At 66.2% G+C, this 17,746-nt stretch carries 10 protein-coding genes; 1 reads left to right on the plus strand and 9 read right to left on the minus strand.

Annotated features, from left to right (window positions below):
- Nucleotides 1–8 precede the first annotated feature (8 nt).
- The 6 genes from DCM79_RS11805 to DCM79_RS11830 all read right to left on the minus strand — a co-directional run bounded on the left by DCM79_RS11805 (nt 9) and on the right by DCM79_RS11830 (nt 12,968).
- Nucleotides 9–2,633, minus strand: a complete 2,625-nt coding sequence (locus DCM79_RS11805) for a caspase family protein (RefSeq protein WP_257179989.1) — start codon at nt 2,631–2,633, stop codon at nt 9–11.
- Between the two features lie 282 nt (nt 2,634–2,915).
- Nucleotides 2,916–3,659, minus strand: a complete 744-nt coding sequence (locus tag DCM79_RS11810; RefSeq protein WP_257179990.1) for a carbonic anhydrase — start codon at nt 3,657–3,659, stop codon at nt 2,916–2,918.
- Nucleotides 3,660–3,773: 114 nt separating this feature from the next.
- Nucleotides 3,774–7,277 carry a DNA polymerase III subunit alpha gene (gene dnaE / locus DCM79_RS11815; protein WP_257179991.1) on the minus strand — a complete coding sequence of 1,168 codons (3,504 nt, stop codon included), beginning with the start codon at nt 7,275–7,277 and terminating at the stop codon, nt 3,774–3,776.
- A 455-nt stretch (nt 7,278–7,732) separates the two neighbouring features.
- A complete protein-coding gene (locus DCM79_RS11820; RefSeq protein ID WP_257179992.1) occupies nt 7,733–8,458 on the minus strand; it encodes an outer membrane protein in 726 nt (241 codons plus the stop codon).
- A 350-nt stretch (nt 8,459–8,808) separates the two neighbouring features.
- Nucleotides 8,809–11,958, minus strand: coding sequence for a GAF domain-containing protein (locus DCM79_RS11825; RefSeq protein ID WP_257179993.1), 3,150 nt, complete (start codon nt 11,956–11,958; stop codon nt 8,809–8,811).
- 224 nt (nt 11,959–12,182) lie between these two features.
- Nucleotides 12,183–12,968: a helix-turn-helix transcriptional regulator gene (locus DCM79_RS11830; protein WP_257179994.1), complete on the minus strand. Its 786-nt coding sequence runs from the start codon at nt 12,966–12,968 to the stop codon at nt 12,183–12,185.
- Between the two features lie 111 nt (nt 12,969–13,079).
- On the opposite strand from DCM79_RS11830, the gene DCM79_RS11835 reads away from it, so the two are divergent.
- Entirely contained in the window at nt 13,080–14,159 is a 1,080-nt protein-coding gene (locus tag DCM79_RS11835; RefSeq protein WP_257179996.1) for a zinc-binding alcohol dehydrogenase family protein, read from the plus strand.
- Between the two features lie 96 nt (nt 14,160–14,255).
- On the opposite strand, the gene DCM79_RS11840 is transcribed toward DCM79_RS11835, so the two are convergent.
- From DCM79_RS11840 to proS, 3 genes are all read right to left on the minus strand, one after another.
- Complete coding sequence (locus DCM79_RS11840) at nt 14,256–14,957, minus strand: ABC transporter ATP-binding protein (RefSeq protein ID WP_257179997.1); 702 nt, start codon at nt 14,955–14,957, stop codon at nt 14,256–14,258.
- A 7-nt stretch (nt 14,958–14,964) separates the two neighbouring features.
- Nucleotides 14,965–16,245, minus strand: a complete 1,281-nt coding sequence (locus tag DCM79_RS11845; protein ID WP_257179998.1) for a lipoprotein-releasing ABC transporter permease subunit — start codon at nt 16,243–16,245, stop codon at nt 14,965–14,967.
- A gap of 89 nt (nt 16,246–16,334) precedes the next feature.
- The gene (gene proS / locus DCM79_RS11850; protein ID WP_257179999.1) at nt 16,335–17,654 is read right to left on the minus strand and encodes a proline--tRNA ligase; all 1,320 of its coding nucleotides are present in this window, start codon (nt 17,652–17,654) and stop codon (nt 16,335–16,337) included.
- Between the last annotated feature and the right edge of the window lie 92 nt (nt 17,655–17,746).

Here is a 17,746-nt window from a genome sequence, read left to right on the forward strand (position 1 = left end):
TCGACCGGCTAGCACCTCGGCTGGCCGGGCGGGCACGGCTTTGAGGGAGGCCCGGCGGGCCGCGGCGGCGGCGGCGGGGGCGGTGCCGCACGCGGCGGCGCGGCGGCCATCGGCGGCGGCGCCGACCGCGCGACAGGCGGTGGCGGCGGCGCGGGCCGTGCAACCGGAGGCGGAGGTGGCGCCGGCCGCGCCATTGGCGGCGGTGCGGGCCGGGCCACGGGCGGCGGTGGGGCCGGCCGTGCCACGGCCACCGGCGGTGGCGCAGCCCGGGGCGGCGGAGGCGGTGCGACCCGCGGCGGTGGCGGCGGCGTCGGTCTCGCCAGAGCCTGCGGAGGCGGCGGCGCCGCGACGGGCTTGGCGGCCTGCGGGGGCGGAACGGGCCGGCGATCTGGCACTCTGGACGGCTCCCGCGCTGCCACCGGTGGCGGCGGAGGCGCCGCCGGCCTGACCGCGCTCGGGATCCCCGGTCGGCCGGTGGCCGTGTTCGGAGGCGGCAATGCGCCCGGCTGGGGCCCGGTCGGCCTGCCCTGCCGGTCAGCCCCGGACGGCGGCTGTTTGGGCGCCGCCGCGGTCGGCGCGTTCGGCTGCGCGGGCGGGATGTTGCCGGCCGGCGGTGTGGTGGTCGCAACGGGTTTGCCGGGGGGTGAGGCAGCGCCGGTGGCGCGCCCCGCACCTGACGACGGCGGCGGTCCACCAGCGGTCCCGGGAACCGGCAGTGTGTTTGCCTGCGGATGCGTATTCGCCTGCGGCAGCTTGTTCGCCTGCGGCAGCTTGGCCGATGCGGGTGGCTGCGGCGTCGCCGCAACATTGCCAGCAGGGGCCGTCGCGGTCGGACTCGGCGCGGCGTTCGGCGCAGCAGCGCCGGGCGCAACCGCCGCCCCCGTCGGCGGAGCGCCCGCAGTCCCCGGCGCCGGCAGGGGATTGGCCGGAGGCAGCTTGGCCGCGGCCGGAGGCTGCGCTGTCGTGGTGGGAGCGACATTCGCCGGAGCAGGTGCCGGAATACCCGGCCTTGCCGCCGGCTGGATCGTCGCACTCGGCGGCATCGGTGCCTTGCCCTGCTGGATCAGCGCGGCGCGCTGCGCGACCGCCTGCGGCACGGCCGGGCCCGCCGGATTGGCACGGCCGGCAACCGCGGGCGCCAGATTGGCCGGACCAGGCCCCGGCCCCGCGACCGGCGCAGGTGCCGGCGGGCGATTGATCACCGTGTTGATCACCGTCGTATTGTGGATGTTCTGGTAAATGATGTTGTTCGGCGGCGGCGCGACATAGACCGGCGGCCGGACGAACACCGGGATCGGCACGAACACCGGCTGCGGCAGCACGAACAGGCCGATCACCGGCAGCGGCGGCGGCAGCACGACGAAATCCGGCGGCGGCGGCGGCAGGTAATAGACCGCCGGCGGCGGTGGCGGCGCGAAGCCGAAATCGGGATCGCTGAAATACAGCACCGGACGGTCGACATAGATCACCTCCTCCGGCGGCGGTGGCGGCACGTCGTAGTCCAGCATCGTGAATGTCGGCGGCGGTTCGAGTGGCGCGGTCAGGATCGCGAGCCGGCGCCGGGCATCGCCGGCATGCGGCCCGCGCGGATAACGGCGCAGATACGACCAATAGGCGTCCGGCGTATCGGCGCGATAGGTCCGCCTCCAGGTGATCGCCTCGCGGCGCGCCGCCACGATCGCCAAGACGCGCTTTGCGAGCGGATCGCCCGGATACGCCGCGAGAAATTCCTCATAGGCCGCCAGCGTGTCGCGCGCGAGCGCGGCGGCGTAGGCGTCCTGCACGCCGAGATCGCGGATCGGCTTGCTGCGGATCGCGGCGACCTGGTCGGGTGCGGCCTCCGGCGGCGCGTCGGGCCCGCGCTCGAAGAACGAGAATGGCGCCGAGATCTTCTGCTCGTGCCAGGGCACCTGCGCGCCCTTGCTGGCTTCGTTGACGCGCAGGCGCACGCGGTCGAACACCTCCGCCAGCGGCAGGCCGCCAGTGCGGATCATCTCGGCCAGCGATTGCGCATAGATGCCGTACGGCCCCGGCTCCTCCGGCGCCACCGTGCCGGGCGCCGCGTTGAACGCGATCAGCATGTTCGCCTCGGGCTCGACCAGCGCGAGGCCGCCCGCGATCGGCTGTCCGCCCTCGATGAAGGGCTGCGCGCGGGCCGAGTCGAGCACGACGATGTTGGCCTTGAGCGGAATGGCAGCGAGCTGACGCACGTAATCGCTGATGCGCAGGGCTTCGGTCGGAATGTCAGTATCGCGCGCGATGTTGGAATCGACCGGGATGAAATAGTTCTCGCCGGCAAGCTGCACGCCATAGCCGGCAAGATAGATCATCGCGACGGTTCCGGGCCCGGAGGCCTGGGCCTTCTGGATGAAGTCGCGAAGGCTCTTGCGCAGCGTGTCGCCGTCGAGATCGCGCGCTCCGACGACGTCGAAGCCGGCCGCCTGCAGCGTCTGCGCGATCAGGCCGGCATCGTTCGCAGTGGTCGCCAGCGGCGACTTGGCATAGGCGCCATTGCCGACCACGAGCGCAATGCGCTTTTCCGGCTGCTGCGCGCGGGCCGCGTCCGGCGCGCCGGCGGCAAGGGCCATGATCGGCAGGAGAAGGCAAATGAAGGCTCTGAACGTCCCGCGCATGGCTCGCCTGCCCGTTATTCTTGTTGAGGTGCCACCACGCATCAGGCGCGCGGCCGGCTGAACGGCGCTTGAACGAAAAGCTCGGATTGAGGCGGAGGCGTGGCCATGCCGCCGCGCGCGTCAGCGCCGCAGCAGCCTCACGGCAACCGCGGCGCAGCCTGGAAAACGCGCGAGGCTCGTTCAAGTCCCCAACATGCGATCAGACCGGACAATCGAGCCGGCCGAACGTCTGGCGGCCGGCCTCTCGCGGCTAGAGGCGCGACAGTCTGGCATCCGATGCGCTCAGCCCTGGGCCAGCAACTCGACGGCGCCCGTGCTCAGCCGATAGATGCCGCCGACCACCTTGAGCTTGCCCTGCTCGACCGCCGCATTGAGGATCGGTGCGGCCGATTTCAGCTTGGCGACGTTGTCGACGACGTTCTGACGGATGGCGTTGTCGAGCGCATTGCCGCTCTGCTGGGCCGCCGTCTTCACCGCCGGCGCGATCGCGGAGACCAGCGTCGGGATGTGCCCGGGCAGCGGCTTGTCGTCCTTCAGCGACTTGATCGTGGCGTCGACGGCACCACAATTGTCGTGGCCGAGCACCAGGATCAGCGGCGTGCCGAGCACAGCGACGGTATATTCCATGCTCGCGACGGTCTCATCGCCGGCAAAATTCCCGGCGACGCGGCACACGAACAGATCGCCGCGTCCGCTGTCGAAGGCATATTCGGGCGCGATGCGCGAATCGGCGCAGCTCAGAACGGCCGCATAGGGATTTTGGCCGCCGACCAGTGCCTCGCGCTCATGCTTGAAATCGTGACGGCGCGACACGCCCGACACGTAGCGCGAATTGCCCTCCATCAACCGCTTCAGCGCCGCATCGGGCGACAGCACGTTCTGGGGTTTCGGCGGCGCCTTCGCCTCCTTGGCCGACGCCGCCCCGCCAAGCGCGGCGGCTCCGAGCGCGGAGGCGGCGAAGAGCATCATCGAGCGGCGGGAGGGAGCGAGCGATTGATGCGGATTTTCAGAGCATTTGTCACACATGGTTGTTCTTTCTTGGTTGCGCGCCGGGAAGCAACTGATAGCTGTGCCCGGCAGACTTCGAAACCATGCGTGAGCTTGATAGTTAAGCTTTGGTTTGCGGCGATGCAGGCCGCGTCAGATCTGCTGCACGTCCACCACGCCCGCGACCGCCTTGATCGCGCCGGCGATCTGCGGCGAGACCTTGAAGCGGCCGGGCAGCTTCATCTCGACCTCGGTCTCGAGGTCGAGCATCATCACCAGCGAGACCTCGCCGTCGCCGTTTCCGCGTGGCGCGATGCCCGGACTGCCGACCTTCGGCGCAGCGCCGTTCGAGGCCGCCATGTCGGGGCCGACCAGACGCTTGGCGATCGAATCCAGCGACTTGGTGTCGCGCACGAAGATGCGCAGGCCCTTCTGCGTCTTGGCGGCGGCATCATCGAGCGGCTCGGCATGCAGCACGCGGGCGCGGACGTCCTCGCCCTGCAGCTCGGCGCCCAGTTGCAGCAGCACGGCGGCGCCGGGCTCCAGCACGTCGCGATATTGCGCGAGGCCTTCGGAGAACAGCACCGCCTCGAAATGGCCGGTGGGATCGGACAGTCCCATGATGCCCATCTTGTTGCCGGTCTTGGTGCGCCGCTCCATGCGCGAGACCACGGTGGCGGCGACCTTGCCGGCGGTGGCGCCGGTCTTCACCGCGCGGGAGAATTCCGCCCAGCTCTGCACCCGCAGCCGCTTCAGCACGGTGGCGTAATCGTCGAGCGGATGGCCCGACAGGAAGAAGCCGACGGCGTCGTATTCGCGGCGGAGCTTTTCGGCCGGCAGCCAGGGCTCGATCTGCGGCAGCATGATGGTCGGCGCATCCGCCGACATCCCGAACATGTCGTTCTGGCCGATGGTCTCGGCCTGATGCGCGCGCTGGCAGGCGGCCAGGATCGAGTCCGCGCCGGCGAAGACCCGGGCGCGATTCGGCTCCAGCGTGTCGAAGGCGCCGGCGGCGGCGAGACTTTCGATGATGCGCTTGTTGATCGCGCGCGGATTGACCCGTGCAGCGAAGTCGGCGAGCGAGGTGAACAATCCGCGCTTGGTGCGCTCCTCGATGATCTGCTCGATCGCCTGGATGCCGACGCCCTTGAGCGCTGCGAGCGCGTAGTAGATCGTCTTGTCGCCGACCTCGAAGGTCGCCCCCGAGCGGTTGATGTTCGGCGGCTCCACCTTGATGCCGAGGCGCTGCGCCTCGGAGCGGAATTCGGAGAGCTTGTCGGTGTTGTTGAGATCGAGCGTCATCGACGCCGCGATGAACTCCACCGGGTAATGCGCCTTCATGTAGGCGGTGTGGTAGGACACCAGCGCGTAGGCTGCCGCGTGGCTCTTGTTGAAGCCGTAATCGGCGAACTTCGCCAGCAGCTCGAAGATGGTCTCGGCCTGCCCCTTCGGCACGCCGTTCTTCACCGCGCCCGCGACGAAGATGTCGCGCTGCTTGTCCATCTCTGCGCGGATCTTCTTGCCCATGGCGCGGCGGAGCAGGTCGGCGTCGCCGAGCGAATAGCCCGACATCACCTGGGCGATCTGCATCACCTGTTCCTGGTAGATGATGACGCCGAAGGTCTCCTTCAGGATCGGCTCCAGCACGGGATGCAGGTATTCCGGCTCCTCGTCGCCGTGCTTGCGCGCGCAATAGGTCGGGATGTTCGCCATCGGGCCCGGCCGATACAGCGCCACCAGCGCGATGATGTCCTCGAAACGGTCCGGGCGCATGTCGACCAGCGCGCGACGCATGCCCTGGCTTTCAACCTGGAACACGCCGACCACCTCGCCGCGGGCCAGCATCTGGTAGCTCTCGGCATCGTCGATCGGCAGCGTGGCGAGATCGACGTGGATGTTGCGCGGCTTGAGCAGCTTCACCGCAACGTCGAGGACGGTGAGCGTCTTCAGGCCGAGGAAGTCGAATTTGACGAGGCCGGCCGGCTCGACCCATTTCATGTTGAACTGGGTCACTGGCATGTCGGATTTGGGATCGCGGTAGAGCGGCACGAGCTCGCTCAACGGGCGATCGCCGATCACGATGCCGGCGGCGTGGGTCGAGGCGTGCCGCGTCAGGCCTTCGAGGCGCTGCGCGATGTCGAAGGCGCGCGCCACGATGGGATCTTCGTCGCGGAACGCCTGGAGCTTCGGCTCGCTCTCGATCGCGGCCGCAAGGGTCACCGGTGCTGCCGGATTCTGCGGCACCAGCTTGGTCAGCTTGTCGACCTGGCCATAGGGCATCTGCAGCACGCGGCCGACGTCGCGCAGCACCCCGCGCGCCTGCAGCGTTCCGAAGGTGATGATCTGCGCGACCTGGTCGCGGCCGTAACGCTCCTGAACGTACCTGATCACTTCGACGCGGCGGTCCTGGCAGAAGTCGATGTCGAAGTCCGGCATCGAGACGCGTTCGGGATTGAGGAAGCGCTCGAACAGCAGGCCGAACTTGATCGGATCGAGGTCGGTGATGGTCAGCGCCCAGGCCACCAGCGAGCCCGCGCCCGAGCCGCGGCCCGGCCCGACCGGAATGCCTTGGCTCTTCGCCCATTTGATGAAGTCGGACACGATCAGGAAGTAGCCCGCGTATTTCATGCGCATGATGACGTCGAGCTCGAACGCCAGGCGCTTGCTGTAGTCCTCTTCGGTGGTGCCCTGCGACAGGCCGTGAACGCGGAGACGGTTGGCGAGCCCCTCCTCCGCCTGGCGCTTCAGCTCGGCGGCCTCCACCGACGCGGCGTCCGAGCTTTGCGCGGCACCGACGGTGAAGAACGGCAGGATCGGCTTGCGTGTCATCGGGCGGAACGAGCAGCGCTCGGCGATCTCCACCGTCGAGGCCAGCGCCTCGGGAATGTCGGCGAACAACACCGCCATCTCGGCGCGGGTCTTGAAACGGTGATCGGGCGTGAGCTGCTCGCGCTCGGTCTCGGCGATCAGCCGCCCGCCGGCGATGCAGAGCAGCGCGTCATGCGCCTCGTAATCGTCGGTCGTCGCGAAATAAGGCTCGTTGGTCGCGACCAGGGGCAGGCCCTTGGCGTAGGCGATGTCGATCAAGCCGCTTTCGACCCGCCGCTCCTTCTCGGTGTTGTGACGCTGCAATTCGATGTAGAGGCGATCGCCGAACAGGCCGGCCAGACGCTCGCAGCGCAAGGCCGCGAGCTCGGCATGACCGCCGGCAAGCGCCAGCGAGATCGGCCCGTCCGGTCCACCCGTCAGCGCGATCAGACCCTCGCTCTCCCCCTCAAGCCAGTCGAATTTGATGAACGGCGCATGGCTGTCCGGCGTCTCCAGGAACGCGCGTGAGTTCAGCCGCATCAGGCTGCGATAGCCGCGCTCCTGCGCCCCCAGCAGCACCACGCGCGAGGGCCCCATCGCGTTGCGGGCATTCGGATCCTGGTCGCCGAAATCGATCGCCAGCTCGCAGCCGACGATCGGCTGGATACCCGAGCCCGCCATCTTGTCGGAGAACTCCAGCGCACCGAACATGTTGTCGGTGTCGGTCAGCGCCAGCGCCGGCTGGTGGTCCTTCTTGGCAAGCTCGGCGAGCTTGGCGATCTTGATCGAGCCTTTGAGCAGCGAATAGGCCGAGTGAACGTGAAGGTGGACAAATCCGGCGCTCGGCATGGTCGCGTGACGGCCTCTTGCAGATGGAATGGAGCGGTCGCCGGCTCCTCAAGGCATCATGCGCCTGTCTGGCCGACTCGCAGCCCAATGGTGGGGTGCCGCGCCGCGAGAGTCCACGCCGGAGCGACGACTTCGCCCCGTCGTCCCGCTTTTCCCCAACCAGACACGCTTGAAGCCTCCGGACTCAGAGCTGCGGTATGACCTGGGCCCAGATCGCGATCATCCCGACGAACAGCGTGATCGACGCCAACGCGGCGGCTTCTTCAACGAAAACCCTGAACATGTCTCGCTCCCTTGCTAGAACGTATGAAGAACATTGTTCTCATTTCGTTCTCGGGAGTCAAGCTCAGCGAAACATCTCGAGGGCCAATGGTTAACTCGCTGAATCCACGCAACAAAAAAGCCCCGGCCAAGGCCGGGGCTTTCGACGACCACTCGAAGGAGAGCGGTCTATATCAGTAGCGACCCATCATCGGACCGCCGAACTTGTAGTTCAGGCGGACGAGGCCCATGTCGACGTCCTGACGGATGCGGTCGGTCGACGGCACCAGGGCGAACGTGACGTCCTTGTCCTGCAGGAAGATGTGGTTGTATTCGACGCCAACCGACCAATTCGGCGCGAAGCCGAACTCGAGGCCGGCACCGACCGTGCCGCCCCAACGGGTCTGGTCGTTGGAGGCCAGCAGCGCACCCGAAGCCGTGCTGTAGACGTCGTACTTGGCGCCGACCACAGCCGCACCGCCCTTGACGTAGAGCAACACGTTGTTCCAGGCGTAACCGACCTGGCCCGTGATCAGACCGAACGAGTCGATCTTCGAGCGGTTGCGGGTGGCGAACAGTGCGCTGACGTTGTCGCCCGTGAAGTCGGCCCAGTTGCCCTGGCCTTCGAGGCCGAACACGAACTGACCGGACTGCCAGCGATAGCCGATCTGACCACCGACCGTGCCGCCGGTCGCGTCGTGCGAACCTTCGCGGCCACCACCGACGAGATCCCAGGTGCTGTGCGCGGAACCGCCGCCGCCGTTGATGCCGATGTAGAAACCGCTCCAGTCGTACACCGCAGCGAGCGCCGCCGGCGGAGCCTTGGTGTAAGGCCGCGCCGCGAGGTCAGCAGCCAGCGCCGGCGCCGCCGCGCTCAGCGCGACGAGGCTCACACCGGCAAGCAACAAATTCTTTCTCATTTGATTCCCGTTCCAGTTTCTTCAGAGGCCCCCGGGCCGTGCCGTCGTCATATCAGCGATCGACAGAATTGCTGTAACCGCGACGCCACAGTTCGCGCCAAAGGGCCGCGCTTCGTTAGTGAAGATTTACCAGCACGCGTCCGAAAGCGTTTGAAACAAGTGTTTTTCCGTAGTTCGAGTATTTGCTGCGGAGCTTGGGCTGCGAACTCGCGCAAGATCGTCGCGCGCACATTCGCGTGATGCAGAGCTGAAAATGCGCGGACGAATTGCTCCCCATTGTCGCCACATTTTCGCTCGCACTCGCCCACATTTGCATTCCTGTCGAGCCTGCGGCGCGATGCGATAGCTCTTCAAACCTCGTCGAGCAGACTGCGAACCTTGGCAGCGAGGTCTTCGATCGCGAAGGGCTTGGACAGCAGATGCTTGCCGGCATCGAGCATGCCGTTGTGGACGATGGCGTTGCGCGTGTAACCGGTGGTGAACAGCACCTTCAGATCCGGGCGCCGCTTCGACAGTTCGGCAGCAAGTTCGGCGCCGGTCATGTCGGGCATGACGACGTCGGTAAACAGCAGATCTGGAACGAAACCGTCTTCAATCGTCTTGATCGCGTCCTTGGCGCTCGCCGCTTCGACGACCGTATAGCCAAGCTCACGCAGGCTTTCGGACGAGACGCTGCGGACCCGCTCATCGTCCTCGACGACCAGGATGGTCTCGCCCTGAAGGCTTGCACCGGGATGCGCCGCGCCTGGCGACGAAGTCGAGACAGCCTCCTCGCCCGCGAAGCGCGGAAGATAGATCTTCACCGTCGTGCCGACGTCGACTTCCGAGTAGATTTTCACGTGCCCGCCCGACTGCCGCACGAAGCCGTAGACCTGACTGAGGCCGAGACCGGTGCCCTTGCCCACGACCTTGGTCGTGAAGAACGGATCGAACACCTTTCCCAGCAGGTCGGTCGGAATTCCGGTGCCGTTGTCCGTGACCGCAATCAGGACGTACTGCCCGGGCGACAATGCAAATTCGCGGGCATATTTGCGGTCGATCGAGGCGTTGCTGGTCTCCAACGTCAACCGGCCGCCTTTCGGCATGGCATCGCGCGCATTGACCGCGAGATTGATAATGGCGCTTTCCAGCTGAGCCGGATCGGCCTTGACGCGCCAAAGGCCGGCCGCCAGCACGGTCTCGAGGCGAATAAGCTCTCCGAGCGAGCGTTCGAGCAACTCGCTCATCCCCCCGACCATCTTGTTGATGTCCACGACTTCCGGCGCCAGAGGCTGTTGCCGCGAGAACGCAAGCAGCCTCTGGGTCAAGGTGGCAGCGCGGTTCGCACCGTCGATGGCCCCCTCGAGAAAACGGTCGATGTTGACCTCTCCCTTGCCGAGCCGTCGCTTGGCGAGATTCAAGCTGCCGAGAATCACGGCCAGCATGTTGTTGAAGTCGTGCGCGATCCCGCCGGTCAGCTGCCCGACGGCCTCCATCTTCTGGGATTGCCGCAATTGCTCCTCGGCCTTCATGCGTTCGGCGATCTCGTCGGCGACGCGCTGCTCCAGATCGGCATTGAGCGCCTCGAGCCGGGTCAGAAGCTGGGCGTTGTCGATCGCGGTGGCGGCATGACCGGCAATTCCGAGCAGCGCGGCCTCATGCTCGGCCTGGAATTTGCCGGTCTCGGCGTGGCCGAAGAAAAGCCCGCCCAGGACCTCGCCCGTTCGCGAGATCACCGGCACCGCCAGATAAGATCGAACCGGAAGATGGCCCTCGGGCATGCCCTTCCGCGGCGCATTCTTGCCATAGCGCGGGTCCTGCAGGATGTCGTCGGACCGCACCACGCCCACGCCCTTGAACGTCGGCTCGAACACGGCCGTGCTGCGCGGCATCGGGAAGCTCTCGAAAGCGGATCGCGGCGCGCCCGATAGCGAATAGAGCATGTAGCTGCCGCCATCCGCCGTCACGACATTGTAGAAGAAGGCCCCGAACTGCGCGCCCGTCAGCTCGACGCCGGCATCCGTCACGATCTGCACGATCTTATCGAGGTCGCGCTCGCGGGCCACCGACGCGCCCGTGTCGTTCAATATCCTCAGGTGGCGCTCGGTTTTCTTTTGCGCTGAGATGTCCAGCACCGTCCCGATGAAACGAACGGCCTGGCCATCGGAGAAGAAGGCCTGCCCCGTCGCGGCGATCCAGCGCTCGATACCATCCTCGATGCCGACGGTTCGGTATTGGATGTTGTAACTCGTCGGAGCATGAGAATTCAGCGCCGCCGAAACGGCTTCGTGAGCGCGCTGCCTGTCATCGGGATGGATGCCCTTCAGGAACGATCCCTCATAGCTGACCTCGGCGTCGGGCGAGAGGCCGAACACCTCCTTGCAACGGCTGTCCCATCGCAAGACGTCGCTGACCGGGTCGTAGTCCCACGTGCCGATGCCGGCCGCCTTGTTCGCGAGGACCAGCCGTTCGGCCGCGTTCCGGGCCGCCTGCTCCGAGCGGACGCGCTCGATATGCGCCCATGATCGTTCGGTCACCTCGGAGAGCAAGGCGAGTTCGCGCGACGTCCAGCGGTGCGGGCCGCGGTGATGAATGGCCATCAGGGCACTGAGCCGGCCCTCCTTGACGAGGGGCATGCAGATCGTCGAACCGATCCCGATATTCTGGAACGCGGCAGCTTCCTCGGGCGCGATCTCCTTCAAATTGTCGTTGATGATGAGAGGCCTGCCGGCCCCAAGCTCTCGCACCGCCTTCCGGCCGAAATCGGCCAGGCTGTAATGCCCAAGGATGTGTATCGCACCGGGCGCGGCCCAATCGCCGCGAATGGTGAAGCCGTCCTGATCGGGATCCATGTCCGCGTAGGCGCAATTGGAAACGCCGAGATGCTTGCCGAGCATCCTGGTCGTCACCGCCATCACACCATCGGCATCTTGGATCTTGGCCGTCTCCTTGTTGAGTGCGTCCAGAAAGAGCAGCCGGGCCTCATTCTCCCGCACGGCCGTCTCCGCGCGGCGACGCTCGACCGCGGTGCGCGTGCGCTCGGCGACGTCGCGGATGAGCTCCAGCTCGTCAGGGCTCCATTCGCGCGGCGCCGCGTTATTGAGGTACAGCAGCGCGACGACCCCGTCGGCCTCGGAGATCGGCATATTGACGAGCGCGCGCGCAGAGATGGCTTCGAGCGCTGCGGCGCGGTCGCCGACGCGAGGATCTTTTTCCGCATCGGCACAGACGACGGTCTCGCCCCGCTTCAGATCTTCGATGTAGCTGCCATAGTCGCGAAAGTGCAGCACGCCAGCGAGGCTCGAAATGCCTGGTGCGTTCCAGTCGCGGACGATGGTGATGGTTTCGGCGGATGTATCGACCGTGCCATAGCCTGCCCGGCTGACCTTCAGACTCCGGCCGAGCAGCTCGGCCGCGGCGTAGGCAAGATCGTCGGGATTATTGATCTCTCGGATGTAGTCGCCAAGTGCAGCCAGGACGGCATTGCGATCGGTCGAGGTCCCCCCGGCCGCCGTTGTCATCTGCCTCCCCCCGACACTTGCTCGTTTCACCGAATAGCGTTCAAGGCAACCTCGCGACATCCGCTTCCGGCCACGACGACGCCAGCGAGAGGTCGACGCCCCGCGCGTCCTGATAACCTCATGAAGGCGCTAAGGTTCCGGCGAGGTCGCGGGCCGGATCGCAGCCGCGTCGATATTCACCGCGTGGTCCTCGCCGTCGATCTGGAGAAGCTGAAGCCTGCCGATCAGTCCTCACTCTCGACCGGCGTGTAGATCACCAGCTTCAGCGCGGGGTCGTCGTTGGCCTGGAAGCTGGTGTGCTCGAACCGGAGCAGGCCCCTGGTTGGGTGGTTCATGGTCTTGAGGCCGGACATCGTGCTGCGGATGTCGTGGGCCTCCCACCATTTGACGAATTCCGGGCTGCCCTGGCGCAGCCGCGTCAGCAGCTCCGTAAAGGCGGGATCGCCGGCCCAGACGTCGTGGGTGGCGCGAAACATCGCGACCATGCTCTTGGCGACGTCGGTCCAGCTCGCGCCGTAGAACTTTCGCGTCTGCTTGTTCGTCAGCACCAGCAGCAGCGTATTGCGATCCTGCTCCGGCAATTGCCCGAAGGCGAAGATATCCTCGGCGGCCTCGTTCCAGGCCAGCACGTCCCATCGCCGGCCGGTGACATAGGCCGGGTGTTGCAGGCTCGCGATCATCCGCCGGATCGACGCCGGCACGATCTCTCGCGTGAACGCACCTCTGGCGCCATCACGCGCTAATGCCTTGAGGTGCGCGTGCTCGGCCTTGCTCAGACGGAGCGCACGGGCCAGCGCGTCGATGGTGGTGACGGACGGGCTGACGGTACGGCCCTGCTCGAGGCGGATGTACCAGTCGACGCCGATACCGGCCAGCTGCGCGACCTCCTCGCGGCGCAGCCCCGCGGTGCGCCGGCGGCGCCCTGCCGGAAGCCCGACGGTCTTCGGCGACAGCTTCTCGCGGCGGGACCTGAGAAAATCGCCGAACTCGACGCGGCGTGGATCGGCCATCGCTGTCGCTCCCGCGGATGGAGGGTCTCCAGAATACTAGGATAATACCAGGCCTTCATGGCTCTTCCGAGGCGGCGCATATCGGCATCATCCGACTTCGAGGTAAACATCATGAAAGCTGCCGTGCTCAAATCCTTCGGTTCGCCACTGGCGATCGAGAATGTACCTGAACCGGTGCTCGGCACCGGCGAGATCATCGTCGATGTCGTCGCCACGCGCGTCTTGTCCTACATGAACGAAGTCTTCGACGGGACGCGCAATTACGCACTCGACCTGCCGATCATCCCGGGCCCCGGCGGCATTGGCCGGGTGCGCGCGATCGGCCCGGACGCAACCCGGCTCAGCATCGGCGACTGGGTGTTCTGCGATCCGACAGTGCGTTCGCGCGACGACGCGGTGGCGCCCGACATCGCGCTGCAAGGGCTCACTGCCGCCGGCCCCGGCGGCATGCGCCTGCAACAGCATTTTCGCCACGGCTCGTTTACCGAGCAAATGCGCGTACCGACGGAGAACGTCAAACCCCTCGGGCCGATCGCGTCGGAGGACGCGACACAATGGTGCGCGCTGGGAACGCTGCTGGTGCCCTATGGCGGCTTCCTCGCCGCAAACCTTCAGCCCGGCGAGACCGTGCTGGTGAGTGGCGCCACGGGTAATTTCGGCAGCGCCGCCGTCTCGGTGGCCCTCGCGATGGGCGCGGCCTGCGTGGTCACGCCGGGCCGCAACGAGAAAATCCTTGCCGACCTCGTCCGCCGCTTCGGCAGCCGCGTGCAACCGGTCAAGCTCACAGGCCATGAAGATCACGACCGCGAAGCGATGAAGCGCGCGACGCCCTCGCCGATCGATTGCGTGCTCGACATCATGCCGCCCTCGGTCAGCCCGACGGTGGTGCGGGCCGCGATCATGACGGTGCGCCCCTATGGACGCGTCGCGCTGATGGGCGGCGTCGGCATGGCCGGCGGCGCGGGGCTCGAGCTGCCCTATCCCTGGATCATGCGCAACTGCATCAGCATCCACGGCGTCTGGATGTACCCGCCGGATGCCGCGAGCCGTCTGATCGCGCTGGTCCGTGCAGGATTGCTGAGACTGGAGGAGTACCAGGCAACTTCCTTCGACCTCGACCACGCCAACGAGGCCGTGGCGCACGCCGCTGCCAATGGCGGGCCGTTCAAGATGACGGTGATCAGGCCTTGAGAACTTCAGGCGACGGAGTGCCCGTCGTCGCCGATTTTTTCGTCAGTCGGTCCAAGCACTTGGCTACTGTGCATGGGGTTGTTTTCGCACATTTTGCTAGTCGAGCTCGATGACCTGGCCGTTGGACAGCGAGACGCGTCGGTCCATGCGGCCGGCGAGCTCCATGTTGTGGGTGGCGATCAGCATCGACACCTTGGTCGCCTTGACCAGCTGCATCAGGGCCTGGAACACGTGATCGGCCGTGTGCGGATCGAGGTTGCCGGTCGGCTCGTCCGCGAACAGCACCCGCGGCGCGTTGGCCACCGCGCGGGCGATCGCGACGCGCTGCTGCTCGCCGCCCGACAGCTCGGCGGGGCGATGGGTGATGCGGTCGCCGAGGCCGAGATAGCCGAGGATCTCCTTGGCGCGGACGACGCTCTCGGACTTCTTCAGGCCGCGGATCATCTGCGGCAGCATGACGTTCTCGAGCGCGGAGAACTCCGGCAACAGCCGGTGCGACTGGTAGACGAAGCCGATATCGGTACGGCGCAGCTGGGTGCGTTCGATGTCGGGCAGCTGCGAGGTCGGCGCGCCGTTGACATAGACCTCGCCGGAATCCGGCGCCTCGAGCAGCCCTGCGATATGCAGCAGCGTCGACTTGCCGGAGCCCGAGGGAGCCACCAGCGCGACCGATTGACCGGCCCACAGCGCCAGCTTGGCACCGTCCAAGATCGTCAGCGGCACCTCGCCCTGCAAGTACTGCCGCTTTATCTCGTGGAGATAAATGACCGGTACATCGTCAGCCCCCTGCTGCTCCATCAGCCCCTCACTCGTACCGCAGCGCTTCGACGGGATCGAGGCGCGCGGCGCGCCACGACGGATACAGCGTCGCCAGGAACGACAGCGTCAGCGCCATGATGACGACGGCCGTGGTCTCGCCGATGTCGATTTCGGCAGGCAGCTTCGACAGGAAATAGAGCTCTGGCGAGAACAGCTCGGTCGAGGTCAGCCAGGACAGGAATTGCCTGATCGATTCGATGTTGAGGCAGATGACGAGGCCGACGAAGAAGCCGACCAGCGTGCCGACCACGCCGATCGAGGCGCCCGTGATCAGGAATATCCGCATGATCGAGCCCTGCGAGGCGCCCATCGTGCGCAGGATCGCGATGTCGCTGCCCTTGTCCTTCACCAGCATGATCAGGCCCGACACGATGTTCAGCGCCGCGACCAGCACGATCATGGTCAGGATCAGGAACATCACGTTGCGCTCGACCTGGAGCGCGTTGAAGAAGGTCGAGTTGCGCTGCCGCCAATCGACCAGGAACACCGGACGTCCCGCGGCCTCCGTCACCGCCTTGCGGAAGGCGTCGATCCTGTCGGGATTGGTGGTGAACACCTCGATCGAGGTGACATCGTTGCTGCGGTTGAAATAGGCCTGCGCTTCGGTGAGCGGCATGAACACGAAGCCGAGGTCGTATTCGGACATGCCGATCTCGAACACCGCGACGATCTTGTACGGCTTGATGCGCGGCGTCGTGCCCATCGGGGTCACCGCGCCCTTCGGCGCCACCAGCGTGATGCTGTCGCCGGCATGCAGCGAGAGCTGGTCGGCGAGGCGCCGGCCGATCGCCACGCCCTGCCCTTCGTCGAAGCCTTCGAGCGAGCCCTGCTTGATGTTCTTGGCGATCGAGGTGAGGTTGTTGAGGTCGTCGGAGCGGATGCCGCGCACCAGGACGCCCGAGGCGTTCCATGGCGAGGACGCCAGCGCCTGGCCGTCCACCACGGGTGCGGCGAGCCGGATGCCGCCGACCTGGCTGAGGCGATCGGCGACGTCCTTCCAGTCGGTCAGCGGCGATTCCAGCGGCTGCACCAGGATGTGGCCGTTGAGCCCGAGGATCTTGTCGAGCAGCTCCTTGCGGAAGCCGTTCATCACCGCCATGACGATGATTAGCGTCGCCACGCCCAGCATGATGCCGAGAAAGGAGAACCCGGCGATGACCGAGATGAATCCCTCCTTGCGGCGCGCCCGCAAATAGCGCGCCGACAGCATCCACTCGAATGGCGCAAAAGGCGCGGTCTGCACGGTTTCGGTCATGGTCTCATCCATCGCTCGATAATCCCATGATTCGGGGTCAATTGTGGCCGGATTGGCGGCCGCGATATCGCGCGATGAACAATATTCAGCCGACAGCCTTATCAGCCCACAAGTCTTGCGACCGCGTCCGCAGGCGACATGGTCTCGCGGGAGCCGTCACTTCGCCGCTTGATCTCGACCTTGCCGTCGGCGAGCCCCTTCGGCCCGATCATGATCTGCCAGGGAATGCCGATCAGGTCGGCGGCAGCGAACTTGGCGCCGGCGCGCTGGTCGGTGTCGTCGTAGAGCACGTCGACGCCCTTGGCGGTGAGCTCGGCATAGAGCTTCTCGCAGGCTGCGTCGACCGCGGCATCCCCCTGCTTGAGGTTGAGAATCGACACGCGGAACGGGGCAACGGCTTCCGGCCATTTGATGCCGGCATCGTCATGGCAGGCCTCGATGATGGCACCGAGCAGGCGCGAGACGCCGACGCCGTAGGACCCGCCATGGATCGGCACGTCGACGCCATCGGGGCCGGCGACCAGCGCCTTCATCGGTTCGGAATACTTCGTGCCGAAATAGAAGATCTGGCCGACCTCGATGCCGCGGGTGTTCACCCGCTTGTCTGCGGGCACTTCCTGCTCGAAGCGCGCGGCGTCGTGCACGTCCTCCGTCGCCGCATAGACTGACGTCCATTGCTTGATGATCGGCGTCAGGTCGCTCTCGTAGTCGACATCCTCGCCGGGCACCGGCAAATCCAGCACGTCGCGATTGATGAACACGCCGGATTCGCCGGTCTCCGCCAGCACGATGAACTCGTGGCTGAGGTCGCCGCCGATCGGGCCGGTCTCGGCGCGCATCGGGATCGCCTTCAGCCCCATCCGTGCGAAGGTGCGCAAATAGGCGACGAACATCTTGTTGTAGGCGACGCGCGCCGCGGCCTCGTTGAGGTCGAACGAATAGGCGTCCTTCATCAGGAACTCGCGGCCGCGCATCACGCCGAAACGCGGACGCTGCTCGTCGCGGAATTTCCATTGGATATGATAGAGATTGAGCGGGAGGCTCTTGTAGGACTTCACATAGGCGCGAAAGATCTCGGTGATCATTTCCTCGTTGGTCGGCCCGTAAAGCAGCTCCCGCTTGTGGCGATCGGCGATGCGCAGCATCTCCGGGCCATAGGCGTCGTAACGGCCGCTCTCGCGCCAGAGATCGGCCAGCTGGAGCGTCGGCATCAAAACCTCGATCGCGCCGGAGCGGTCCTGCTCCTCGCGCACGATCTGCTCGATCTTCTTCAGCACGCGGAAGCCGAGCGGCAGCCAGGCATAGATGCCGGCCGCCTCCTGCCGGATCATGCCGGCGCGCAGCATCAGCCGATGCGAGACGATCTCCGCCTCTTTCGGATTTTCCTTCAGGATGGGCAGAAAGAACCGCGACAACCGCATGGCAATACTCTGGGAATCAGTGATCGGTTGCAGTGAAACCGGATTAAGAGCGAAAACACAAGACCGGGAATGAGGAAAAGCCGCTAAGCAGC

Origin of the sequence: Bradyrhizobium sp. WBOS07, from assembly GCF_024585165.1 — a bacterium.
GTDB lineage: Bacteria > Pseudomonadota > Alphaproteobacteria > Rhizobiales > Xanthobacteraceae > Bradyrhizobium > Bradyrhizobium japonicum_B.